We start from the raw sequence: 23,156 nt of genomic DNA on the forward strand, positions 1-23,156 counted from the left end.
TTCTACTCGGCGGGGCCGATCATCTCCCGGTAGCCGTCGAAGTCGGGCTTCATCGCCGCGGCGACCAGCTCCCACAGCACCTCGTCGGTGCCGCCGCCCACCCGGGCCAGTTTCATGTCCCGCCACCAGCGGCCCAGCGGCGTCTCGTCGACGAGATAGCCGGCGCCGCCGAAGATGTGCATGCACTCGGCGAGCACCTCTTCGCCGAGCCGGGCGGCGCTGACCTTCACCGCGGCCGCGGTGCGCAGGTCCAGCTTCCCGCCCGCGGCGATTCCGTTGAGCCCGTGCCGAAGCAGGTCGACGCGGGCCTGCATGTCGGCCATCCGCATGCGCAGCGCCTGATGCTCGAACAGGGTCGCGCCGAACTGGCGGCGGGTGACCATCCGGGCGTGGGTGATGCCCAGCACCTTCTGGCAGGACGAGGCCACCTGGCCGGCGATCGACATCCGTTCATGCGCCAGGCCCCAGGAGATGGCGGCCAGCCCGGTGCCGGCGCGGGCGATGAGTGCCTCCGCGGGCACCCAGGTGTCGATGTGCACCGCGGCGGTGTCCAGCGGGCCGGCGCCGACCTTGCGATAGGGCGTCTGCACCTCGGTCTGCGCCAGCGGCACCGCGATCAGCAGCACGTTGCCGTGCCGGCTGGCCGGATCGTGGTCGACGCTGCGCGCCACCACCAGGACATAGTCGGCGATCGGCGACAGGGACACGAACTTCTTGCGCCCGCTGATCGCGAAACCGCCGCGCTCCGAACGGACCTCGGTCTCCACGATCTGCAGGTCGGAGCCGCCGGATTCCTCCGACGCACCGATGCACAGCACCGCCTCGCCGCGGATGGCCCGCTCGGCGATGTCCTTGAGATGCTCGGATTTGCCGAACCGGCGCAGGATGGCGATCGCCGAGTCGTGCAGGCTTACGCCGACGCCGATGCCGCCGGAGCCCAGATGGCCCAGCCGGTAGGCCAGTTCCAGCAACTTGGCCACGTCCGGGTGCTGGTGATCACCCCACTTGGCGGTGAAAACACCGGAGCTGCCGAGGTATTCGATCAGTGCGCGGGGGAACCGCTCGGTCTTTTCGGCTTCGGCCGTCCAGGCCTTCACCCGCTCGTCGAACACCTCGCCGAGCAACTGCCGGTATTCGTCGACACCGATCTCGGTTGCTGCCGTCATCCCCGCGTGACCTCCAGTTCCTGCTTGACCGCCAGCCGCCGCAGCTTGCCCGAAGAGGTGCGCGGCAGCGTCCCGGGCGCGACGAACCGCACGTCGGCGGGCACCAGACCGCACTGGGAGGCCACCCGCGAGACGAGTTCGGCTCGGGCGCCGGCCTCGTCGGGACCGCGGAACTCCGCGGTGATGACCAGTCCTGGGCGCAGCGCGTCGGCGGCGGTGCCGACCGCGACGACCGCACCCTCGCGCACCCCGCGGACCTGCGCGGCGACCCGCTCCACCTCGGTGGGGAAGACGTTGCGCCCCGCGACGGTGATGAGTTCCTTCACCCGGCCGCAGACCACCAGGCCGTCGTCGGTGAGATAGCCGAGATCCCCGGTGGGGAACCAAGTTTGCGGATCCAGCGGCGCCTCACCGAGATAGCCCGACATCATGGAGCTACCGCGGATCTCGATCTGGCCGACGTCGCGGCCGGGGATGTCGGACTGTTCGTGGTCGATCGGGGCCAGGCGCAGTTCCATGCCGGGCACCGGGTGCCCGAGCGTCGCCTGTTTGCGCACCGAACCGGTTGCGTCGTCACGGATCTCGTCGTAGCGCAGACCGCTGCCCGGGACCGGTGCGGTGACCGCGCAGGTGGACTCGGCCAGCCCGTAGGACGGCGCGGCGGCACCGGGGTCCAGGCCGAATCGGGCCATTTCGGTCAGGAACAGCGCCAGCCCGTCGCAGTCGATCGGCTCGCCACCGTTGAGCGCGAATCGCAGTGCGCCGAGGTCGATATCGCTGATGCGGCGGGCGTATTTGCCGAGCACGTTGTAGGCGAAGTTCGGTGCGGCGGTCAGGGTCGCGCGGCTCTCGGAGAGCCAGTTCAGCCAGCGGAACGGCGAGGCGGAGAACGCGCCAGTCGGCGCCAGCCAGGTTTCGCAGCCGCTGAGCGCCCCGGACAGCAGGAAGGACAGGCCCATGTCGTGGTAGAGCGGCAGCCAGGTGAGACCGACGTCGACCGACGAGTCGGTGCTGGTCCGCTGCAGCAGCCCGCTCAGGTTGTTGAGCACCGCCTCGGCAGGCAGGGCCGCGGTGCGCGGGGTGCCGGTGGAGCCCGCGGTGCCCTGCAGCACCGCGGGGCCGTCGGTGGCGGGCGGGGTGAGGGGGGTGGTGGAGCCGGGTGCGGCGACATCCGGCAGATCGAGCACCGGGAGGGCGCCGGACCCGCGCAGCGGGTCGAGGGTGGGGCCGTGGCTGAACACCGCGCCGACGCCGATGCCGGCGAACCGGTCGAGGGTGGCACGGGCCCATTCGCCGACGTCGGCGCCGCGGACCGGTCCGGGCAGGATGGACACCGCGCGTCCGGCCAGCCAGGCTCCGTGGATCGCGGCGACGAATTCCACCGTCGGCTCGCCGACCAGGCCGACCTCGCCGCGGGTGCCGTCGAGCAGGCGTTGGGCGACGGCCAGGCCGCGGGCGTGCACCTCGGCCCACGGGTGTCGGATCCATTCCGCGCGGGCCGAGTCGAGAACCACCAGATCGTTGGCGGATTCGGTCATCGCCCGGGTCAGTGCGCTCGCCAGGACGTTCACCGGAGGCTCATTTCGCCGTCGGAACCTTGGCCAGAATGGCGTTTTCCAGATCGCCCACGGTGTCGCAGGTGAGCAGGTCCTCTTCGGTCAGCACGACGCCGAGCCGGTCCTCGATGGCGACCATGCCGACGGCGAACGCGACCGAGTCCAGACCGACGTCGTCGACGAGCCGGGACTCCCGGGTGACGCGGCTGATGTCGACGTTCAGGTCGTCGCGCAGAATCTCCTCGAGGGCGGCGTCGATGCGCTCCGGCGTTGAGCTCTCCATGCCCCAAACCTACACCATTGGTAAGCCTAGCCTTATTTCAGTATCAAGCCTCGGGGGAGGGCCCCCCGGCGTCTCCTAGACTGGCCCGGTGGAATCGCAGTCGGCCTCTCAGGTCCTTCGTCCGGTGCTCGTCGTCGACTTCGGCGCGCAGTACGCGCAGCTGATCGCCCGCCGGGTGCGTGAGGCCCGGGTGTACTCGGAGGTCATTCCGCACACCGCCACCGCCGCCGAGATCGCCGCGCGCCAGCCGCTGGCCGTGGTGCTCTCCGGCGGCCCAGCCAGTGTGTACGCCGACGGTGCGCCGGGCATCGACCCCGCGCTGTTCGACCTGGGTGTCCCGGTGTTCGGCATCTGCTACGGATTCCAGGCGATGGCGGTGGCCCTCGGCGGCACCGTCGCGCGCACCGGGGCCAGTGAATACGGCCGCACCGAACTGAATGTGACCGGCGGGCAACTGCATTCGGGTCTGCCCGGCACCCAGCCGGTGTGGATGAGCCACGGCGACGCGGTGACCGCCGCCCCGCCGGGATTCCAGGTGACCGCCGCCAGTGCCGGGGCCCCGGTGGCCGCGTTCGAGGACCGGGCCCGCCGGCTGGCCGGGGTGCAGTACCACCCCGAGGTGCTGCATTCGCCGCACGGCCAGCAGGTGCTGAGCCGGTTCCTGCACGAATTCGCCGGCATCGACGCGGCCTGGACTCCGGCCAATATCGCCGAGGGCCTCATCGAGGCGGTCCGCGTGCAGATCGGCGACGGGCGGGCGATCTGCGGCCTGAGCGGCGGGGTGGACTCCGCGGTCGCCGCCGCGCTGGTGCAGCGGGCCATCGGCGACCGGCTGACCTGTGTGTTCGTCGATCACGGGCTGCTGCGCGCCGGCGAGCGCACCCAGGTGGAACGCGACTTCGTCGCCGCCACCGGAGCCCGGCTGGTCACCGTCGACGCCCAGGCGCAGTTCCTGGACGCGCTGAGTGCGGTGAGCAACCCGGAGGGCAAGCGCAAGATCATCGGCCGCGAGTTCATCCGGTCCTTCGAGGCCGCGGTGCGCGACACCCTCGGCAGTTCCGAAGCCGAAACCGAGTTCCTGGTGCAGGGCACGCTGTATCCCGACGTGGTGGAATCCGGCGGCGGCACCGGCACGGCCAATATCAAGAGCCACCACAACGTCGGCGGGCTGCCCGACGACCTGAAGTTCACCCTCGTCGAGCCGCTGCGGCTGCTGTTCAAGGACGAGGTGCGCGCGGTCGGCCGGGAGCTGGGCCTGCCCGAGGAGATCGTGGCCCGCCAGCCGTTCCCGGGACCGGGCCTGGCCATCCGGATCGTCGGGGAGGTCACCGCGCAGCGGCTGGCCACTCTGCGCCGGGCCGACGCGATCGCCCGCGAGGAACTGACCATGGCGGGTCTGGACAACCAGATCTGGCAGTGCCCGGTGGTGCTGCTGGCCGACGTCCGCTCGGTCGGCGTGCAGGGTGACGGGCGCACCTACGGGCATCCGATCGTGCTGCGGCCGGTGTCCAGTGAGGACGCGATGACCGCGGACTGGACCCGGGTGCCCTACGAGGTGCTGGAGCGGATCTCGACGCGGATCACCAACGAGGTGCCCGAGGTCAACCGGGTGGTGCTGGACGTCACCAGCAAGCCGCCGGGCACCATCGAGTGGGAGTAGCCCGACGACGAAGCCCCGAGGGACGAGGGGTGAGGAGTCGGGCCATCGGGACTAGCCCTGACTCTCTGACTCCTTGACGCCTGTCGGTGGGCGGGTGTTTACTCGAGTGCATCGAACAGAAGTTCGAACAGGGACGGTTGTTCGGTGCGCGTGGAGGATGGTTCGATGGGCGTGTCTGCTCCGGAAAATCGAGCTGACCAGCTCGAACAGCTGAGAAAACGGATGGCTGCGATCTCCGGCCGGGTGGGTTCGTCGCACCGCGGACCGGGGACGGCGACGGCGCGCGCCCTGCCGGATGTGGCCCCGGAAAGTTTGCTGCCGGTCCCGGAATCGCTGCTCGGAGTGCTCCCCGGCGGGTTGCCGAGGGGCAGCGTCGCGGTGACCTCGGGGGCCCGGTCTCTGCCGCTGGGCATAGCCGCCGCGGTGACTGCTGCCGGGGGACACGCGGCCATCGTCGGGCTGCCCGGCGCCGGGCTGCTGGCCGCCGCCGAGATGGGTGCGGACCTGAGCCGGATCGCGATGATCCCGGACCCGGGCCCCGACCCGGTGGAGGTGGCCGCGGTGCTGACCGACGGCATGGACCTGGTGCTGCTGGGCATGACGGGTACGGCGGTGTCACCGGGGAGGGCCCGGGTGATCGGCGGGCGGCTGCGGCACCGGGGTGCGGTCCTGGTGGTCGTCGGTGGCGACTGGCCGGGACCCGCGCTGCGGCTGGACGCCCGGGTGCGCGGTTATGAGACGACCGTCGCCGAGCCCGGCCGGGGTCGGCTGTGCCGCGTGCGGCTGGCGGTCCGGGCCCGGGGGCGCGGGGTGGGCATCCCGAGGCCGGCATGAGCACCCGGGTGCTGGCGCTGTGGTGCATGGACTGGCCGGCGGTCGCGGCGGCCGCGGCCGCCGATCTGCCCGGCACTGCACCGGTGGCGATCACCTGCGCAAACCGGGTGATCGCCTGCTCGGCGGCGGCCCGGGCCGCCGGGGTGCGGCGCGGGTTGCGCCGCCGGGAGGCCCAGGCCCGCTGCCCGGCGGTGCACATCGCGGCGGCCGACACCGCCCGCGACGCCCGGTACTTCGAGGCGGTAGCCGCGACGGTGGCCGATCTGGTGCCCCGCGCCGAGGTGCTGCGCCCGGGGCTGCTGGTGGTCTCCGCGCGCGGCGCGGCCCGCTATTTCGGGTCGGAGGCCGCCGCCGGGGAACGGCTGGTCGATGCGGTGGCCGCGGCCGGCGCCGAATGCCAGATCGGCGTCGCCGACCGGCTGCCCACCGCGGTGTTGGCCGCCCGGGCCGGGGTCGCCGTCGAACCCGGCGGTGACGCGGCGTTCCTGGCCGGGCGCTCGATCCGGGAACTGGCCGTCGAACCCAGCCTGTGCGACCCCACTCGGTCGGACCTGGTGGATCTGTTGTGGCGCATGGGAATCCGCAGCATCGGCCAGTTCGCCGCGCTGAGCCGGGCGGAGGTGGCCACCCGGTTCGGGACCGACGCGGTGATCGCCCACCGGATGGCGGCGGCCGAACCCGCCCGGCCGCCGTCGGGCACCGATCCGCCCGCCGAGTTGACCGTCGAACTGTCCTGCGACCCGCCGATCGACCGGGTGGACGCCGCGGCGTTCGCCGGCCGCAGCCTGGCCGCCGCGTTGCACCGCGGACTGCAGGACGCCGGGGTGGGCTGCACCCGGCTGGCCATTCACGCCGCGACCGCCGACGGCGCGGAACTGGTCCGGGTGTGGCGGTGCGCCGAACCGTTGACCGCCGACGCCACCGCCGACCGGGTGCGCTGGCAGCTCGACGGCTGGCTGACCCGCCGGGTTCGGCGAGCGGCGCTTTTCCGCGAGCACGAGGCCCGGCGGCGACTGGACCGCCGGGTTCGGCGAGCGGCGGAGCGCCCGGCGGGCCCGATCACGGTGCTGCGGCTGGAACCGGTGGAGGTGATCTCGGCGGCGGCGCTGCAGCTGCCGCTGTGGGGCGGCGGCGGTGAGGCCGACCGGGCCCGCGCCCGTCGGGCACTGGTCCGGGTGCAGGGTCTGCTGGGTCCGGAGGCGGTGCAGATCCCGGTGCCCTCCGGTGGCCGCGGGCCGGCCGAGCGGATCGTGCTGACCCCGCTGGGGGACGAGCCCGTCGTGCGCGACGACCCGGCCCAGCCGTGGCCGGGGCGGCTGCCCGAACCGGCGCCGGCGGTACTGCTCGACGATCCGGTGGACCTGCTCGCCGCGGACGGGGAACCGGTGCACGTCACCGGCCGGGGTCTGTTCAGCGCCACCCCGGCCCGGCTGGCCGGGCGCTACGCCGGCGCGCTGGACTGGTGGGCCGGGCCGTGGCTGGTCGACGAACGCTGGTGGGATCCGCAGGCCGGCTCACCCGGTCGCACCGCCCGGGCCCAGGTGCTGCTGGCCGGGGAACCGCAGGCCCCCGGTGCCGCGCTGCTGCTGTGCTACCGCCGCCGCCGCTGGTATCTGGAGGGCAGCTATGAGTGAAGTCGGGCCGCCCGAATCAACTCAGCCCTCGGGCAAAGGCGGCCACCCGCACCAGATAGCGGTCGAAGAACACCTGCGGAAGGCCCGGGCCGTCGACGGCGATGCGGGCGTTGGCCGGCCGGCCCCAGTGCCCGGTCCAGTCGGCCACGGTCATGCCGCGGGTCAGGGCGCCGCCGAGCTCGACGCCGATGGTCGCATCCCGGGTGATCACCAGCGACGGGTCGAGTGCGACCGCCGCCGCGAACGGGTCGTGCACATGCGCCAGGTACCCCTCGCCGACGGACTCGTGGAACTCGAAGTAGAACCGCAGCGCATCGGTGAGCACCCGCACCAGCGGATTGGCCGACGGGTCACCGGGCACACCGGCGGCGGCGGCCAGCTCGGCCAGATACGGCGGCCGCAGCGCCATGCGTTCGGTGATGTTGAGCCCGCAGACGATCGGCAGTTCGCCGCGGTGGCCGTCGGCCACCGCCGCGCCCCAGGCGGTGAACACCTCGGCGGCGGCCTCGGGGTCGACGGCGATGTTCCACTCGGCGACCGGCGTGGTGTTGCCGCGGTACTCGAACGACCCGCCCATGATCACCAGCCGGCGCAGCAGCCGCGGCAGTTCCGGCTCGGCGCGCAGGGCCAGCGCCAGATTCGTCAGCGGGCCGGTGGCCAGCCCGATCAGCTCGCCGGGATGATCGCGGGCGGCCCGGATCCAGGCGGTGGCGGCGTCGTAGTCGGTCGGTGAGCTGCTCGCCGGTGCGAGTTCGGCATAGCCGAGCCCGGCGGGGCCGTGGGTGTCCTCGGCGGTGCGCAGCGGAATGCTCAGCGGCACAGCAGAACCCGTCGACACCGGAATATCCGGTGCCCCGCACAGCGCCAACAGGGCCAGGTTGTTCTCGCACACCTGCGCCACGCCGACGTTGCCCGCGGTCGATGCGACGCCGACGAGTTCGGCCTCCGGGCTGGCCAGCAGGTAGACCAGCGCCATCGCGTCGTCGACACCGGTGTCGACGTCGGCGAACACCGGCAGGCGCGGCCGGCTCCCCACTGACCCACTCATCGGCGGCCCAGGAACCCTTCCTGGGTGACCGTGCACACCAGTGCGCCGGAGCGGTTGTAGACCTCGCCGCAGCCCAGGCCGGTGCCGCCGGAGGCCGACGGACTGCGATGGTCGAACAGCAGCCAGTCGGAGAAGTCGACCGGCCGGTGAAACCACACCGCGTGATCCAGCGAGGCCATCACCTCCAGGTCGGCCCAGTTGCGGCCCACCGCCAGCTGCACCGGATCCAGCACCGACCAGTCGGTGAGATAGATCAGCAGGCCGGTGGCCAGCAGCGGATCGGTCAGCAGCTGGACCGGCGGTGCGGTGGCCGCGCGCAGCCACATCCGGCACTGCGCGGGCGCATCGGCCGGCACCGGCCCCGCCCGCCGGATGGCGCTGCGCAGCGGCGGCGGATCCACGTAGCGCATGTCCCAGGTGTTCAGCCAGGCCAGCTCGGCGGCCTCGGCGACGCTGAAATCGTCGGGCTCCAACTGCTCGACGACGCGCGGCAGCGATTCCGGCGCCGGCACCCGGGGGATCCCGGCGGCGAACTCCGGCCCGTCGACCGGGGCGATGAACGACGCGAGTGCCTCCATCAGGAACACCCCGTCCTGGGTCACCGTCACCCGTCGGGTGGACAGCGTGCGGCCCTCGCGCAGCACGGTCACCTCATAGCGCAGCGGGATCCGCGGATTCCCGGGCCGCAGGAACGCCACGTGCAGACTGTGCAACCGCCGGTCGCCGACGGTGTCGGCGGCCGCCAGTGCGGACTGGGCGGCCACCTGACCGCCGTACACCCGGGTCCGTGCCGCGCCGTCGTCGGGCTGCGGGCCCAGGTACACGTTCGGGCCGTCGGGCAGCGGGCGTAGCACCGCCAGAATGTCGTTCAGCGAAACCGCCATACCCCTAATCCAGCCATGCCGGGTGTTCCGGCGCACAACCGGGTACCGGGTGTCGTTGGTCCCCAATGTCGTTACCACCTTCCCCCGTATCCCCGCGCGGTTGCGGCTAGTCTCGCGGAGGGAAGGGAGCATGCACATGTCCACAGCCGAATCAACCGGTGCCGTCCTCGTCGGGGTCGACGGCTCCGTCTCGTCGCGGGTGGCCGTCGACTGGGGTGCCCGCTACGCCAAGCTGCACAACCAGCCGCTGCGCCTGGTCAACATCATCAGTTCGCCGGTGATGATGGCCTGGCCCGAGGCCCCGCTGCCCGACGGCTACCTGCAGTGGCAGGAGGAGCAGAGCCGGGATCTCCTGGACGCCGCCGTGGCCACCGCCGCGGAGGCCGTCACCGGAGTCGAGGTCACCACCGAAATCCTCAGCGGCCCAACGGTGGCCACCATGATCGAACTCACCCGCGAGGCCGGGATCGTGGTGGTCGGCTGCCGCGGGCGCGGCGCTCTGGCCCGCGGCCTGCTCGGCTCGGTGAGCTCCACGCTGGTGCGCCACGCGCACTGCCCGGTCGCGGTGGTGCACGACGAGGACCCGCTGATGGCCGATCCGGCCAAGGCGCCGGTGCTGGTCGGGATCGACGGTTCCCGCGCCTCGGAGGCCGCCACCGCGATCGCCTTCGACGAGGCGTCGCGGCGCGGCGTCGATCTGGTGGCCGTGCACGCGATGAGCGACGCCGATGTGCTGTCGATGCCGGGGCAGCAGTTCTCCGAGTTCGAGCAGCGCGGCCAGGAGGTGCTCGCCGAGCGGCTGGCCGGCTATTCCGAGCGCTACCCCGACGTCGCGGTCCGGCGGATCGTGGTGTGGGACAAGCCCGCCAACACGCTGATCGAACAGTCCGACAACGCCCAGCTGGTGGTGGTCGGCAGCCACGGCCGCGGCGGATTCACCGGGATGCTGCTGGGCTCGGTGAGCGCGTCGGTGGTCCAGGCGGTACGGATGCCGGTGATCGTCGCGAGGGCCTGACACCGTGACCATCATCAAGGGTTTCGACGAGTTGCGGCTGACCGACGCGGAGGAAGCCGGCGGCAAGGGTGCCAACCTCGGCGAGATGGCGGGCGCCGGGCTTCCGGTGCCGCCCGGTTTCGTCCTGCTGCGCGACGCCTACCTGGAGTCGATGCGGGCGGCCGGGGTGGACCGGGAGCTGGTGAAACTGCACCGCGAGGCGATTGCCGCCTCCGGCGACGAGACTCGGCTCGGTGAGTTGTCCAACCGGTGTCGCGACCTGGTGGCCCGGGCCGGTATGACCGAGGCGGTGCGCACCGAACTGCTGGAGCACTACCGCCGGCTCGGTGCCGACGTCGTGGTGGCCGTGCGGTCCTCGGCGACCGGAGAGGACGGCAAGGACGCCTCGTTCGCCGGGATGAACGAGACGCTGACCAACATCGCCGGTGACGAGGACCTGCTCGACGCGGTGCGGCGCTGTTGGATGTCGCTGTTCGGTCCGCGGGTGATCGCCTACCGCGCCAGCCGGGGTTTCACCGCCGAACCGGCGATGGCGGTGGTGGTGCAGACCATGATCGCCTCGCAGCGTTCCGGTGTCGCCTTCACCGCCGACCCGTCGACCGGGGCCCGCGACCACGTCGTGGTGGAAGCCGCCCTCGGCCAGGGCGAGGTGGTGGTGTCCGGGCTGGTACAGCCGGACACCTATGTGCTGGACAAGAACGGGTGCAAGATCCTCGACGTGCGGGTCGGGCACCAGGATTTCCGGATCGTTCGCGGGCCGGACGGCCACGATCGCACCGAGGACCTCGATCCGGCGCTGGCCGACGCCCGGGTGCTCGACGACGACGAGCTGTACCGGGTGGCGAAGCTGGTGGTCGCCGTCGAAGCGCACTACGGCTGCCCGCAGGACACCGAGTGGGCCATCGTCGACGGCGTCATCTGGCTGGTGCAGGCCCGCCCGATCACCACGCTGGGCAGCGCCGCGCCGGCGGCCGGGACGGTGCTGGCCCGCGGCCTGTCGGCGGCGCCGGGGGTGGCCGGCGGCCGGGTCCGGGTGCTGCGTTCCCCGGATCAGGGTGTCGCGCTGGTGACCGGCGAGGTGCTGGTGGCGCCGATGACCAACCCGGACTGGCTGCCGACGCTGCGCCGCGCCGCGGCGATCATCACCGACACCGGCGGCATGACCTGTCACGCCGCGATCGTCGCCAGGGAACTCGGGGTGCCGTGCATCGTCGGGGCGCGCACCGCCACCACCGACCTGGCCGACGGCACCGAGGTGACCGTCGACGGCACCCACGGGCAGGTGCGGGCGGGGGCGCCGGCCGCCGCGCCCGCCGCGGTCACCGTCACCGAACGCAGCGGGCCCGTCGTCGCCGCGGAGGTCACCGCGACGAAGATCTACGTCAACCTGGCCATGCCGGACAGTGCGGAAACCGTTGCCGCGCAAGATGTCGACGGCGTCGGTCTGCTGCGCGCGGAGTTCATCCTGACTGAGGCGCTGGCCGGCCGGCATCCTCGTGCCATGATGGCCGCCGGCGAGAGCGACGCGCTGGTCGATGCGCTGGCCGGGGCCGTCGGGCGGATCGCCGCCGCGTTCGGCAATCGGCCGGTGATCTACCGGGCCACCGACTTCCGCAGCAACGAGTTCGCGAACCTGGTCGGTGGCGCGGAATACGAACCCGTCGAACACAATCCGATGATCGGCTATCGGGGCTGCTACCGCTACGTCAAGGAACCCGAGCTATTCGCGCTGGAATGTCGGGCGCTGGCCCGGATCCGGGAGACCAGCCCCAATCTGGGCCTGATGATCCCCTTTGTGCGGACGAAATGGGAACTGGAGGAATGCCTTTCGCTGGTCGATGCCAGCGAGCTGGGACGCCAGCGCGGACTGCACCGCTGGGTGATGGCCGAGGTGCCCTCGGTGGTGCACTGGCTGCCGCAATACATCGGGCTGGGCATCGACGGGGTGTCGATCGGCAGCAACGACCTGACCCAGCTGATGCTCGGGGTGGACCGCGACTCCGACGTATGCGCCGAACTGTTCGACACCGCCGACGAGGCGGTGCTGGACGCGATCGGCCAGATCATCGCGGCCGCCCGCCGCGGCGGGATCACCTCGTCGCTGTGCGGCCAGGCACCGTCGAACGACCCGGCCTTCGCCGAGCACCTGGTGCGGATGGGCATCACCTCGGTGTCGGTGAACCCGGACGCCGCCGCGGCCGCGCGCCGGGTGGTGGCCGCCGCCGAGCGCCGGATCCTGCTGGAGGCCGCCCGCGGGAACTAGACCTGGCGGGCCAGGTCGGCGACGGCCGACTCGATGCCCTCGGCGAGCAGGTCGAGGTCGGGGTTGCTGTCATAGTCGGCGAGGATGCCGAAGGTCAGGTCGTCGGCGTAGGACAGCATGGCGACGCCGATGCGCAGTCGTACCGCCAGCGGCGGGATGGGCAGCATGGCGACCACCGTCCGGCCCAGCATCCGCACCTGCTCGCGCGGGCCGGGCACGTTGGTGGCCAGGCCGGCGATGTTGCGCTGCGGCAGCCGGCTGACCGCCCGCACCGTCCACGCGGTCAGCGGGAACGGCAGGAACCGGTTGGCGACGTCGACGACGTTGGCCCCGGCCTGGCGCTGGCCGCTGGACTTGGCGCGGCGCATCCGGCGCCGCAGCGTCTTGAGCTGTTCCAGGGGGGTCTGCAGGTCGACGGGCAGCAGCGGCAGCATCAGCGACACCCGGTTGTCCGGGGTGTCCAGAGCGGCGGTGTCGCGCACCGAGACCGGGATGAGGGTGCGCAGCGAGTCGGGCCGGGGTGATTCGCCCCGGTTCAGCATGACCTGGCGGTAGCCGTGCGTGACGGCGGCCAGCGCGACGTCGTTGAAGGTGGCGTCGAAGGCGTGGGCGATCGCGCGGATGTCGGCGATCGGCACCCGGACGGCCCGGTAGCGGCGCAGGGAGCCGACGGGTCCGTTGAGGGAGGACTCCGGTGCCGGGCGCACCATGTCGCCGACGATGGTGACCGAACCGCGCACCGTCTGGATCGCCAGGTCGGCGGCGCCGGCCGACAGCTCCCAGGCGGCCTTGCCCCAGTCCAGCGGGTTGAGACTGATCCGGGACAGCAGGCTGGGGTGCTCGGTCTCGTGCGCCTCGTGCAGGTGGGTGGCGAACGATCCGGTGGTGCCGTCGTCGTCGTTGAGCGCCGCCATCATCGCCGTCGCCGACACCCCGTCGGCGACGGCGTGATGCAGCTTGACGATCAGCGCCCACCGGTCGTCGGCCAGCCCCTCGACCAGCCAGCACTCCCAGAGCGGATAGTTGCGGTCCAGCCGTCGTTCGATGATCTCGGAGACCAGGTCGAACAGCTCGGCGTCGCCGCCGGGGGCGGGCAGCGCCACCCGGCGCAGGTGGTGGCCCAGGTCCAGTTCGTCGACGTCGGCCCAGTGCGGCGGTTCCAGGTCCAGCGGGTGGGTGCGCACCACCTGCCGCAGCCGCGGCGCCGCGGCCAGCCGCCCGCCGAGGACGGTGGTGAACTCCTCGAAGTCCGGTGCCGGGCCCTCCAGGATCGTGACGCTACCGATCGCCAGGCTGACCCGCGGATCGGAATCCTCGACCTGCAGGAAACCGGCGTCAAGGACCGATAGTCGTTCCATGGGCTCCACTATGCCCGCTGGGCTGGGTGTTTCGTCAGTGCCGGAAGATGCCGGGGGCCGGGACCTCGGGCACCGGCCGCCACCGATGATAATCGAACAATAGTTCGATATGCTGGGTGCATGGGTTGGCACAGCGGGCCGCCGAGCTGGGCCGAGATGGAACGGGTGCTCGACGGCCGCCCGCGGCGCGCGGGCCTGCCGCTGACCTCGGCGGCCCGGCCGGAGCCCCGGGCGCCGCGGTGCGGGCCGGCCGAGGTTGCCTACGCGGAGCTGCACGCACACTCGGCCTACAGCTTCCTCGACGGCGCCAGCACCCCGGAGGAACTGGCCGCCGAGGCCGCCCGGCTGGGGCTGCGGGCGCTGGCGCTGACCGACCACGACGGGCTCTACGGCGTGGTGCGGCTGGCCGAGGCCGCCCGGGAACTGGAGCTGGCGACGGTGTTCGGCGCCGAACTGTCGCTGGACCCCGGGCCCGGGCAGCGCACCGAGGTCCCGGACCCGCCCGGGCCGCACCTGCTGGTGCTGGCCCGCGGACCCGAGGGCTACCGGCGGCTGTCCCGGCAACTGGCCGCCGCGCACCTGGTCGGCGGCCGGAAGGGCAAGCCGCGCTACGACTTCGACGCACTGACCGAGGCCGCCGGTGGGCACTGGCACATCCTCACCGGCTGCCGCAAGGGACACGTGCGCACCGCGCTGAGCGACGGCGGGCCGGCTGCTGCCGCGGCGGCCCTGGCCGACCTGGTGGACCGGTTCGGTGCCGACCGCGTCAGCGTGGAACTGACCCACCACGGCGGGCCGCTGGACGACGAGCGCAACGCCGCGCTGGCCGAACTGGCACCGCGGTTCGGGGTGGGCCTGATCGCCACCACTGCGGCGCACTTCGCCACACCGGAGCGCGGCCGGCTGGCCGCGGCGATGGGTGCGATCCGGGCGCGGGAGTCGGTGTCTTCGGCCGCCGGCTGGCTGGCCCCGCTCGGTGGGGCGCACCTGCGGTCCGGTGCGGAGATGGCGGCGATCTTCGCGCACCGGCCCGAGGTGGTCACCGCCGCAGCCGAACTGGGGGAGCAGTGCGCATTCGGGCTGGCGCTGATCGCGCCCCGGCTGCCGCCGTTCGACGTGCCCGCCGGGCACACCGAGGACAGTTGGCTGCGTGAACTCGTGCACCGCGGCGCCGGCCGACGCTACGGGACGCCGGACTCGGCGCCGCGGGCCTATGCCCAGCTGGAGCGGGAACTGGGCATCATCGCGGCGCTGGGTTTCCCCGGCTACTTCCTGGTGGTGCACGACATCGTGGCATTCTGCCGGGACAACGACATCCTGTGCCAGGGTCGCGGATCGGCGGCCAACTCGGCGGTCTGCTATGCCCTCGGGGTCACCGCGGTGGACCCGATCGTCAACGAGCTGCTGTTCGAACGGTTCCTGTCCCCGGCCCGCGACGGCCCGCCCGATATCGACATCGACATCGAATCCGACCGCCGCGAGGAGGTCATCCAGTACGTCTACACCCGCTACGGGCGAGAGCACGCCGCGCAGGTCGCCAACGTCATCACCTACCGCCGCCGCAGCGCGGTGCGGGACATGGCCCGCGCGCTGGGCTTCTCCCAAGGGCAGCAGGACGCCTGGAGCAGGCAGATAAGCAGGTGGGGTGGGGCCAGGGATGCGCCCGAGGTGGAAGGCATCCCGGAGCAGGTGCTGGAGCTGGCCGGCCAGATCAAGGATCTGCCGCGGCATCTCGGTATCCACTCCGGCGGCATGGTGATCTGTGACCGGCCGATCGCCGATGTCTGCCCGGTGGAGTGGGCCCGGATGGAAAACCGCAGTGTGCTGCAGTGGGACAAGGACGACTGTGCGGCAATAGGTTTGGTGAAGTTCGACCTGCTGGGCCTGGGCATGCTCTCGGCGCTGCACTACGCCAAGGACCTGATCGCCGAGCATCAGGGCATCGCCGTCGACTTCGCCACGCTCGACCTGTCCGAGCCGGCGGTCTACGAAATGCTGCAGCGCGCCGATTCGGTCGGGGTGTTCCAGGTGGAGTCCCGTGCCCAGATGGCCACCCTGCCGAGGCTGAAACCGCGGAACTTCTACGACCTGGTGGTCGAGGTGGCGCTGATCCGGCCCGGCCCGATCCAAGGCGGTTCGGTGCACCCCTACATCCGGCGCCGCAACGAACTGGAACCGATCCACTACGACCACCCGTCGATGGAGCCCGCTCTGCGGAAAACCCTGGGAGTTCCCCTTTTCCAGGAACAGCTGATGCAGCTGGCAGTGGACTGTGCCGGATTCACCCCGGCCGAGGCCGACCAGCTGCGCCGGGCGATGGGCTCCAAACGCTCCACCGAGCGGATGCGCCGGTTGCGCGGCCGGTTCTACCAGGGCATGGAACGACTGCACGGCATCACCGGGGAACTGGCCGAGCGGATCTATGAAAAACTGGAGGCGTTCGCCAACTTCGGCTTCCCGGAAAGCCATGCGCTGAGCTTCGCCTCGCTGGTGTTCTACTCGTCCTGGCTCAAGCTGCACCACCCGGCCGCGTTCTGCGCGGCGCTGCTGCGGGCCCAGCCGATGGGCTTCTACTCGCCGCAGTCGCTGGTCGCCGACGCCCGCCGGCACGGCGTGCTCGTGCACGGACCGTGCGTCAACGCCAGTTCCGTGCACGCCGACCTGGAGAACGCCGGCACCGAGATCCGGCTCGGGCTGGGTGCGGTCCGCCACATCGGCGAGGACCTGGCCACCCGGATCCTCGAGGAGCGAAATACCAACGGGCGCTACCATTCTCTGCTGGACCTGACCGGTCGGGTGCAGCTGTCCGTGCCGCAGACCGAGGCGCTGGCCACCGGTGGGGCGCTGGGCTGCTTCGGCACCGACCGTCGTCAGGCGCTGTGGGCCGCCGGCGCGGCCGCCGCCGAGCGGCCGGACCGGCTGCCCGGGATCGGCACCGCCGCCGCCGCGCCGAGCCTGCCCGGCATGAGCCGGCTGGAACTGGCCGCCGCCGACGTGTGGGCCACCGGCGTCTCCCCGGACAGCTTTCCCACCGAGTTCCTGCGCGAGGCGCTCGACGAGCGCGGGGTGCTGGCCGCGGCGCGTCTGCTGGGCGTGCCCGACGGCACCCGGGTGCTGGTGGCCGGCGCGGTCACCCACCGGCAGCGCCCGGCCACCGCCGGCGGGGTCACCTTCGTCAACCTGGAGGACGAGACCGGCATGGTCAACGTGCTGTGCTCACCCGGGGTGTGGGCCCGCTACCGGCGGCTGGCGCAGACCGCGCCGGCGCTGACCGTGCGGGGCATCGTGCAGAACGCCAGCGGGGCGGTCACCGTCATCGCCGACGCGATGGCCCGCCTCGAGCTGTCGGTGGGTTCGCGCTCGCGGGATTTCCGCTGAGTCACGCGACCGGCGTGGTCCACACCTTGTCCACGGCGATCCGGATCCGGGTGTTGAAGTCGCCCATCATCTCGACGTACCCCAGCCTCTCGGCCAGCTCGTCGTACTTGGCCCAGTAACGCTCGTCGGTGCGCGGGTCGACCGGTTCCGGCTCGACCGTCGCGACGCCGCCGACCACGATCACCCCGCCGCCGTCGCCGTCGGAGTCCAGGTTCAGGCTGACCCGCGGGTGGTTGCCGATGTGGCGGACCTTGGCACCGGTCGGGTGGCTGTACACGACGACGTCGGTGCCGTCGAGCAGGAACCACACCAGCCGCGGAACCGGCTGTCCGGATTTGGCGACGGTGGTCAGCCAGCCGTCGGTGTCGTCGGTGAGGCGTTGGATAACTTCGGCGTTCAGGTCAATGGGCATGCCGCCAAATGTAGTCTCGCGATATGGCCCTGGAACTGAGCAACGATGAACTGCTGACCACCACCCGCTCGGTGCGCAAGCGCCTGGACTTCGACCGCCCGGTGCCCCGGGAGCTGCTGATGGAATGCCTGGACATCGCCCTGCAGGCCCCGTCGGGCTCCAATGCCCAAGGGTGGCAATGGATTTTCGTCGACGACCCGGACATCAAGAAGGCGCTCGCCGACATCTACCGCTCCAACGCCACCGGGTACCTGCAGTTGGCGCCGCCCGAGCGCGGCGACATCCGCGACCAGCAGCAGGTCGCGGTGCGCGATTCGGCAAGCTACCTCAACGAGAACTTCGAGAAGGCGCCGGTGCTGATGATCCCGTGCCTGGAGGGTCGGCCCGACGGCGTGGACGCCGGGATGAGCGCGTCCTACTGGGGATCGCTGCTGCCCGCGGTGTGGAGCTTCATGCTGGCGCTGCGGGCCCGCGGCCTCGGCTCGGCCTGGACCACGCTGCACCTGATCGGCGACGGGGAGCGCCAAGCCGCCGAGCTGCTCGGTATCCCGTTCAAGGACTACGCCCAGGGCGGGCTGTTCCCGATCGCCTACACCAAGGGCACCGACTTCAAGAAGGCCCGTCGGCTACCCGCCGAGCAGCTCACCCACTGGAACCACTGGTAGCCGCGCGCGTCACACCGCGCCGGTGAACCCGTGCTGGCGCCACGCCTCGTAGCAGGCCACCGCGGCGGCGTTCGACAGGTTCAGCGACCGGCGGCCGGCCAGCATCGGGATCCGCAGCTGGGCGCTGATGTGCGGGTCGGCCAGGGTCTCGTCGTCCAGCCCGGTGGGCTCCGGGCCGAACATCAGCACGTCGGTCGGCCGGTAGGCGACGTCGGTGAACGACGTCCGGGCGTGCGCGGTGAACGCGAACACCCGCGCCGGCATCAGCGCCTCCCAGGCTGCGGCCAGCGACGGGTGCACCGTCACCGACGCCAGGTCGTGATAGTCCAGCCCGGCGCGGCGCAGCTTGGGTTCGGACAGGTCGAACCCGAGCGGCTCCACCAGGTGCAGGTGGGTTCCGGTGGCGGCGACCATCCGGATCGCGTTGCCGGTATTCGGAGCTATCCGGGGGGAGTGGAACAGCAGGTGGAACATGCCAACGATGATGGCAGCATGGCCGAACCGAGCTGGACCGACCGGGAGTTCACCGGCGCCGACTTCCGCGACGAGGACCTCACCGGGCTGTGCACCGAACGCACGGTGTTCGACGGCTGCGACTTCACCGGCGCCACCCTGAGCGAGTCGCGCCATGTCGGCTCGGCGTTTCGCAACTGCGTCTTCACCCGCGCCACCCTGTGGCATTCGAGCTTCACCGGCTGCTCGCTGATCGGGTCGGTGTTCGGTGACGCCCGGCTGCGGCCGATCACCTTCGACGAGGTGGACCTGACCCTGGCGACCTTGGGCGGGGCCGACCTGCGCAAGGTCGACCTGTCCGGGTGCCGGCTGCGGGAGGCCTCGCTGGTGCAGGCCGACCTGCGCGAGGCAAACCTGGCCGGCGCGGACCTGACCGGGGCGCGCACACTCGGCGCCCGGCTCGACGGCGCGGATCTGCGCGGCGCCCGGGTGGATGCGGACCTGTGGACCACCGCGTCGCTGCGCGGTGCGAAGATCGACGTCGCCCAGGCGCTGACGTATGCCGTCGCGCACGGGCTGAACGTCGCCGGTGACTAGCAGTGTCCGGGGATCAGGACTTCCGGCGCAGCAGCGTGCCCTCGCCCTTGAGCCGGATCTTCCAGCGCACGAAGCCGGTGTAGACCGCGCACAGCAGGACCAACAGGCCGAACACGGTCAGCCAGGTGCCCGAGGTGTGATGCCACATCCGGTCGTCGGGCAGTATCGGTGGCCCGACAATGTTCGTCAGATCGATGGTCGACGCGGACGAGGCGAAGCCCCAGCGGGCCGGGGTGACCCAGGACAGCTGATCGAGCCCCACCCGCCCGGTCACCGGGATCAGGCCGCCGGAGAACACCAGCTGGCTCATCACCGCCACCACCAGCAGCGGCATGATCTGCTCGGCGGACTTTGCCAGCGCCGACAGCGCCAGGCCGGTCATCGCCGCGGCGATGCAGGTCATCGACATGTCTACATACATCTCGAGGTTGCGGCTGGATAGGAACGCGCCGTGCTCGACGACGCAGCGCTGCACCGCGTCGGCGATATCCGGGGTGGGCTGGCCGTTTTTGCCGAGGTACATGCCCGGACCGCTGGTTGTCGGTTGGCACTTGCCGGCTTCACCACCCCAGCCGTTGCCGACCAGGGCGATGGTCATCACGATGGACGACTGGATGATGGCGAACAGCGTGAACACCGCGATCTTGGCCAGCAGGTAGGCGGTGGTGGACAACCCGACCGCCTGCTCGCGGCGGAAGATGGCCCGCTCGCCGATCAGCGCGCGGATGGTCAACGCGGTGCCCATGAAGATCGCGCCGACGTTGAGCATGACCAGGATCTGGCCGGGTTCGTTCGGCGATTCACCACCCAGCAGCGTCGGGACCGGAACGCCGAAGCCGATGCTCTTGCCGTCGGGACCGCCGCCGGGCACCGACAGGGACAGCGCGCCCATGATGAACGGCAGAAACAGCAGGAACGCCGAGTAGCCGCGGTCGGAGATGATCAGCCGGAACTGGCGGCGGGCAACGGTGGAGAACTGCCGGAGCAACGAGGTCTTGGCCGGTGCGCCCAGGTCGGCGGGTGGCCGGGCCGGCGGCTGCGGCGGTGGCGGTCCGGAGCGCGCCAGGTAGCGCTGGTGCGAGGCCTGCGGATCGCCGGCGACGGTGGAGAAGATGTCGGCCCAGTTGGTGGTGCCGAGCTGCGACCCGATCTCACTGGGCGAGCCGCAGAACGCGGTCATGCCGCCCGGCGCCAGCAGCAGCACCTGGTCGCACACGTCGAGGTAGGTCAGCGAGTGGGTGACCACCAGCACCACGCGGCCGGCGTCGGCCAGCTGGCGCAGCATGGTCATCACCGCGCGGTCCAGCGCCGGGTCCAGACCCGACGTCGGCTCGTCGAGGATCAGCAGCGACGGGCCGGTGAGCAGCTCGAGCGCCACCGACGCACGCTTGCGCTGGCCGCCGGAGAGCTTGTCCACCCGGGTGTCCAGGTGGTTGGTCATCTCGAGTTCCTCGAGGACCTGCAGGACGACCCGTTCGCGGTCCTCCTTGGTGGTGTCCGGCGGCAGCCGCAGCTCGGCGGCATACATCAGCGCCTGCTTGACGGTGAGTTCGCCGTGCACCACGTCGTCCTGGGGCACCATGCCGATCCGGGAGCGCAGCGAGGCGTACTCGGCGTGGATGTCGTGACCCTCGAAGGTCACCGTGCCCGACGTCGGGTGGGTCAGGCCGGCGACCTGGCGGGCGAAGGTCGACTTTCCCGCGCCGGACGGCCCGATCACCGCGGTCAGGGTGCCCGGCCGCGCGTCGATGGAGATGTTGTTGAGCAGAGTCTTGTTGCCCTCGATGGTCCAGGTCAGGCCGTGGACCTCCAGGCCGCCGGTCTTGGTGGCCGTCATGTCGGCGGCGCGCCGGGTCAGCGTGGTGCCGTCGAAGACCAGGTCGATGTTGCCGATGGTGACCACGTCGCCGGAGCGCAGCTGGGCCGAATCGACCCGGCTGCCGTTGACGAACGTGCCGTTGATCGAGCGGTTGTCCAGGATCTGGGTGCCCGACGGGCCGGTGATCAGGGTGGCGTGGTGCCGCGACGCCAGCACGTCGGGGATGACGATGTCGTTGTCGGTGGCGCGGCCGATCTTGATCGACCCGGGCGGGGCCTCGCCGCCGCGGCCGGGCCGCAGCATCTTGAGCATGCTGGTGGCCAGGTTGGCGCCGTCCCCGCCGCGGGGTGCAGCGGCCGGGCCCATCATGGTGGGGGCGTTGCCGACGGGCGGGGCGACCGGGCCGCTGGGCACCGGCGGCCGCGCGCCGGTGGGGTACTGGCGCGGCGGCGCGATCGTCGGGTTCGCCGCAGACGGCGGCCGCATGCCGCCGGAGGACATGCCGGCCGACGGCACGCCGCCGGACATCGGGATGGCGCTGGTGGCCGGGGTGCGCCCGGCCGTGCCGGTGTGCCGCCCGACGCCGAAGGTCAGCTGCGGGCCGTCCGGGTTGCCGATGTTGACGGCCGTGCCGTCGCCGATCTCGATGGTGGGCACCCGGCGGCCGTTGACGAACATGCCGTTGAGCGAGCCGTTGTCGATCGCCAGCCACCGGCCGCGGTCGAACCGCAGGATCAGGTGCGCTCGCGATATCAGCGGGTGCGCGATGCGGACGTCGGCCCGCAGGTCGCGGCCGACGACGATGTCATTGCCTGGGGCGAAATTGCGCGAGGAACCGTCGTACCGAACGGTCAGGGTGGGCGCAGCTGGTCCGGTCATCGTCCCTAACTCTAAACGGCCCTATGCCCAAACGCCGCGATTGGTGCTACCGGTCCGGTGCACCGGTCAGCGTGCAGTGGGTATGGCTGTAGATGGTGGGCATGCACTCGTTGCAGTGGTTGCAGATCGAGCGGACCGAACCGTCGGCCTCGATGCGGGCCAGCAGATCCGGCTCGGCCAGCAGCGCCCGGCCCATGGCGACGAAGTCGAAGCCTTCGGCCATCGCCAGATCCATGGTCTCGCGGTTGGTGATGCCGCCGAGCAGGATCAGCGGCAGGCTCAGCTCGGCGCGGAACTGTTTTGCCTCGCGCAGCAGGAACGCCTCCCGGTACGGGTACTTGCGGATGAACTTGTTCCCCGACGCCCGGATTCCCCAGCTCATCGGCGGTTTGAAGGCCGCGGCGAACTCCTTGACCGGGGCGCCGCCGCGGAACAGGTACATCGGATTGAGCAGCGAGCTGCCGGCCGTCAGCTCCAGGGCGTCCAGCCCGCCGTCGTCTTGGAGCCAGCGGGCGGTCTGCAGCGACTCGTCGAGGTTGATGCCGCCGCGCACCCCGTCGGACATGTTGAGCTTGGCGGTCACCGCGATGGATCCGCCCTGCTCGTCGACCGCTTGGCGGACCGCGTTCACCACCCCGCGGGCCACCTTCGCGCGGTTCTCCAGCGAACCACCGAACTCGTCGGCGCGACGGTTGACCAGTGGCGACAGGAACGAACTTGCCAGGTAGTTGTGGCCGAGATGGATCTCGACGGCGTCGAAACCGGCGTCGATGGCGATCCGGGCGGCGCCCGCGTGCGCGGCCATCACGTCGAGGATGTCGTCGCGGGTGGCGCGCCGGGCGAAGCGCATGGCGATCGGGTTGAAGAACTTCACCGGGGCCAGCGCCTCGGCCCGGTTGGAGCGGGAGTCGGCCACCGGACCGGCGTGCCCGATTTGCGCGCTGATCTTCGCGCCCTCGGCGTGGATGGCGTCGGTGAGCCGGCGCAGGCCCGCAAGTGCCTCGGGGCGCATCCAGATCTGGCGCGCGTCGGTCCGGCCACCCGGGGTGACGGCGCAGTAGGCCACCGTCGTCATCCCGACGCCACCGGCGGCCGGCCGGCGGTGGTAGTGGATCAGGTCATCGGTGACCAGCGCCTCGGGAGTGGCGGCCTCGAAGGTGGCGGCCTTGATGATCCGATTGCGCAGGGTGATCGGTCCCAGCTGGGCGGGACTGAACACATTTGGGCTGGTGTTCACTGGGGCACTCCAACA

The 23,156-nt window shown here is 71.6% G+C and carries 18 protein-coding genes; 8 read left to right on the forward strand and 10 right to left on the reverse strand.

The window, feature by feature from the left end; all coding sequences use genetic code 11:
* Nucleotides 1–2: 2 nt before the first annotated feature.
* From mbtN to G6N16_RS07435, 3 genes are read right to left on the reverse strand one after another with little or no spacing between them, the layout of a single operon-like run.
* Entirely contained in the window at nt 3–1,166 is a 1,164-nt protein-coding gene (mbtN, locus tag G6N16_RS07425; protein ID WP_083031949.1) for a mycobactin biosynthesis acyl-ACP dehydrogenase MbtN, read from the reverse strand.
* Nucleotides 1,163–2,737 (reverse strand): long-chain-fatty acid--ACP ligase MbtM, encoded by a 1,575-nt coding sequence (mbtM, locus tag G6N16_RS07430; RefSeq protein WP_163787814.1) that lies wholly within the window; start codon nt 2,735–2,737, stop codon nt 1,163–1,165. The genes mbtN and mbtM overlap by 4 nt, the downstream gene beginning before the upstream one ends.
* Before the next feature lie 7 nt (nt 2,738–2,744).
* The gene (locus G6N16_RS07435) at nt 2,745–3,005 is read right to left on the reverse strand and encodes a mycobactin biosynthesis acyl carrier protein MbtL (protein WP_083034020.1); all 261 of its coding nucleotides are present in this window, start codon (nt 3,003–3,005) and stop codon (nt 2,745–2,747) included.
* Between the two features lie 88 nt (nt 3,006–3,093).
* Here G6N16_RS07435 and guaA point away from each other — a divergent pair, with 88 nt between their 5' ends.
* From guaA to G6N16_RS07450, 3 genes are all read left to right on the forward strand, one after another.
* A complete protein-coding gene (gene guaA / locus G6N16_RS07440) occupies nt 3,094–4,665 on the forward strand; it encodes a glutamine-hydrolyzing GMP synthase (protein WP_456152494.1) in 1,572 nt (523 codons plus the stop codon).
* 222 nt (nt 4,666–4,887) lie between these two features.
* The gene (locus G6N16_RS07445; protein ID WP_234805856.1) at nt 4,888–5,499 is read left to right on the forward strand and encodes a DnaE2-dependent mutagenesis accessory factor ImuA'; all 612 of its coding nucleotides are present in this window, start codon (nt 4,888–4,890) and stop codon (nt 5,497–5,499) included.
* Nucleotides 5,496–7,133 carry a DNA polymerase Y family protein gene (locus G6N16_RS07450; protein WP_083031146.1) on the forward strand — a complete coding sequence of 546 codons (1,638 nt, stop codon included), beginning with the start codon at nt 5,496–5,498 and terminating at the stop codon, nt 7,131–7,133. Before G6N16_RS07445 ends, G6N16_RS07450 begins: the two co-directional genes overlap by 4 nt.
* 16 nt (nt 7,134–7,149) lie before the next feature.
* On the opposite strand, the gene G6N16_RS07455 is transcribed toward G6N16_RS07450, so the two are convergent.
* Both G6N16_RS07455 and G6N16_RS07460 read right to left on the reverse strand, forming a co-directional pair.
* A complete protein-coding gene (locus G6N16_RS07455; protein ID WP_163787815.1) occupies nt 7,150–8,181 on the reverse strand; it encodes a nucleoside hydrolase in 1,032 nt (343 codons plus the stop codon).
* The gene (locus tag G6N16_RS07460; RefSeq protein WP_163787816.1) at nt 8,178–9,065 is read right to left on the reverse strand and encodes an acyl-CoA thioesterase; all 888 of its coding nucleotides are present in this window, start codon (nt 9,063–9,065) and stop codon (nt 8,178–8,180) included. Before G6N16_RS07460 ends, G6N16_RS07455 begins: the two co-directional genes overlap by 4 nt.
* 136 nt (nt 9,066–9,201) lie before the next feature.
* Here G6N16_RS07460 and G6N16_RS07465 point away from each other — a divergent pair, with 136 nt between their 5' ends.
* Together G6N16_RS07465 and ppsA are read left to right on the forward strand one after the other, a co-directional pair.
* Nucleotides 9,202–10,080, forward strand: coding sequence for a universal stress protein (locus G6N16_RS07465; RefSeq protein ID WP_083031135.1), 879 nt, complete (start codon nt 9,202–9,204; stop codon nt 10,078–10,080).
* A gap of 10 nt (nt 10,081–10,090) precedes the next feature.
* Nucleotides 10,091–12,343, forward strand: coding sequence for a phosphoenolpyruvate synthase (gene ppsA, locus G6N16_RS07470; RefSeq protein WP_083031145.1), 2,253 nt, complete (start codon nt 10,091–10,093; stop codon nt 12,341–12,343).
* Here ppsA and G6N16_RS07475 read toward each other — a convergent pair.
* On the reverse strand, nt 12,340–13,701 hold the full coding sequence (locus tag G6N16_RS07475) for a WS/DGAT/MGAT family O-acyltransferase (RefSeq protein ID WP_083031133.1): 1,362 nt from the start codon (nt 13,699–13,701) through the stop codon (nt 12,340–12,342). The genes ppsA and G6N16_RS07475 overlap by 4 nt on opposite strands.
* 120 nt (nt 13,702–13,821) lie before the next feature.
* On the opposite strand from G6N16_RS07475, the gene G6N16_RS07480 reads away from it, so the two are divergent.
* Nucleotides 13,822–17,079: an error-prone DNA polymerase gene (locus tag G6N16_RS07480; RefSeq protein WP_083031132.1), complete on the forward strand. Its 3,258-nt coding sequence runs from the start codon at nt 13,822–13,824 to the stop codon at nt 17,077–17,079.
* Nucleotide 17,080: 1 nt separating this feature from the next.
* Here the strand turns inward: G6N16_RS07480 and G6N16_RS07485 are convergent, their stop codons facing one another.
* Nucleotides 17,081–17,491: a TIGR03667 family PPOX class F420-dependent oxidoreductase gene (locus G6N16_RS07485; protein ID WP_083031130.1), complete on the reverse strand. Its 411-nt coding sequence runs from the start codon at nt 17,489–17,491 to the stop codon at nt 17,081–17,083.
* A 23-nt stretch (nt 17,492–17,514) separates the two neighbouring features.
* On the opposite strand from G6N16_RS07485, the gene G6N16_RS07490 reads away from it, so the two are divergent.
* Nucleotides 17,515–18,156 (forward strand): nitroreductase family protein, encoded by a 642-nt coding sequence (locus G6N16_RS07490; RefSeq protein WP_083031129.1) that lies wholly within the window; start codon nt 17,515–17,517, stop codon nt 18,154–18,156.
* A gap of 9 nt (nt 18,157–18,165) precedes the next feature.
* On the opposite strand, the gene G6N16_RS07495 is transcribed toward G6N16_RS07490, so the two are convergent.
* Entirely contained in the window at nt 18,166–18,630 is a 465-nt protein-coding gene (locus G6N16_RS07495) for a tRNA (cytidine(34)-2'-O)-methyltransferase (RefSeq protein WP_083031127.1), read from the reverse strand.
* Between the two features lie 18 nt (nt 18,631–18,648).
* Here G6N16_RS07495 and G6N16_RS07500 point away from each other — a divergent pair, with 18 nt between their 5' ends.
* Nucleotides 18,649–19,206: a pentapeptide repeat-containing protein gene (locus G6N16_RS07500; protein WP_083031125.1), complete on the forward strand. Its 558-nt coding sequence runs from the start codon at nt 18,649–18,651 to the stop codon at nt 19,204–19,206.
* Between the two features lie 13 nt (nt 19,207–19,219).
* Here the strand turns inward: G6N16_RS07500 and G6N16_RS07505 are convergent, their stop codons facing one another.
* Together G6N16_RS07505 and G6N16_RS07510 are read right to left on the reverse strand one after the other, a co-directional pair.
* Complete coding sequence (locus G6N16_RS07505; RefSeq protein WP_083031124.1) at nt 19,220–21,904, reverse strand: ATP-binding cassette domain-containing protein; 2,685 nt, start codon at nt 21,902–21,904, stop codon at nt 19,220–19,222.
* Nucleotides 21,905–21,950: 46 nt separating this feature from the next.
* On the reverse strand, nt 21,951–23,141 hold the full coding sequence (locus tag G6N16_RS07510; protein WP_083031122.1) for an NADH:flavin oxidoreductase: 1,191 nt from the start codon (nt 23,139–23,141) through the stop codon (nt 21,951–21,953).
* Nucleotides 23,142–23,156: the final 15 nt, after the last annotated feature.

Source organism: Mycolicibacterium insubricum, assembly GCF_010731615.1.
In the GTDB taxonomy this organism is placed as follows: domain Bacteria; phylum Actinomycetota; class Actinomycetes; order Mycobacteriales; family Mycobacteriaceae; genus Mycobacterium; species Mycobacterium insubricum.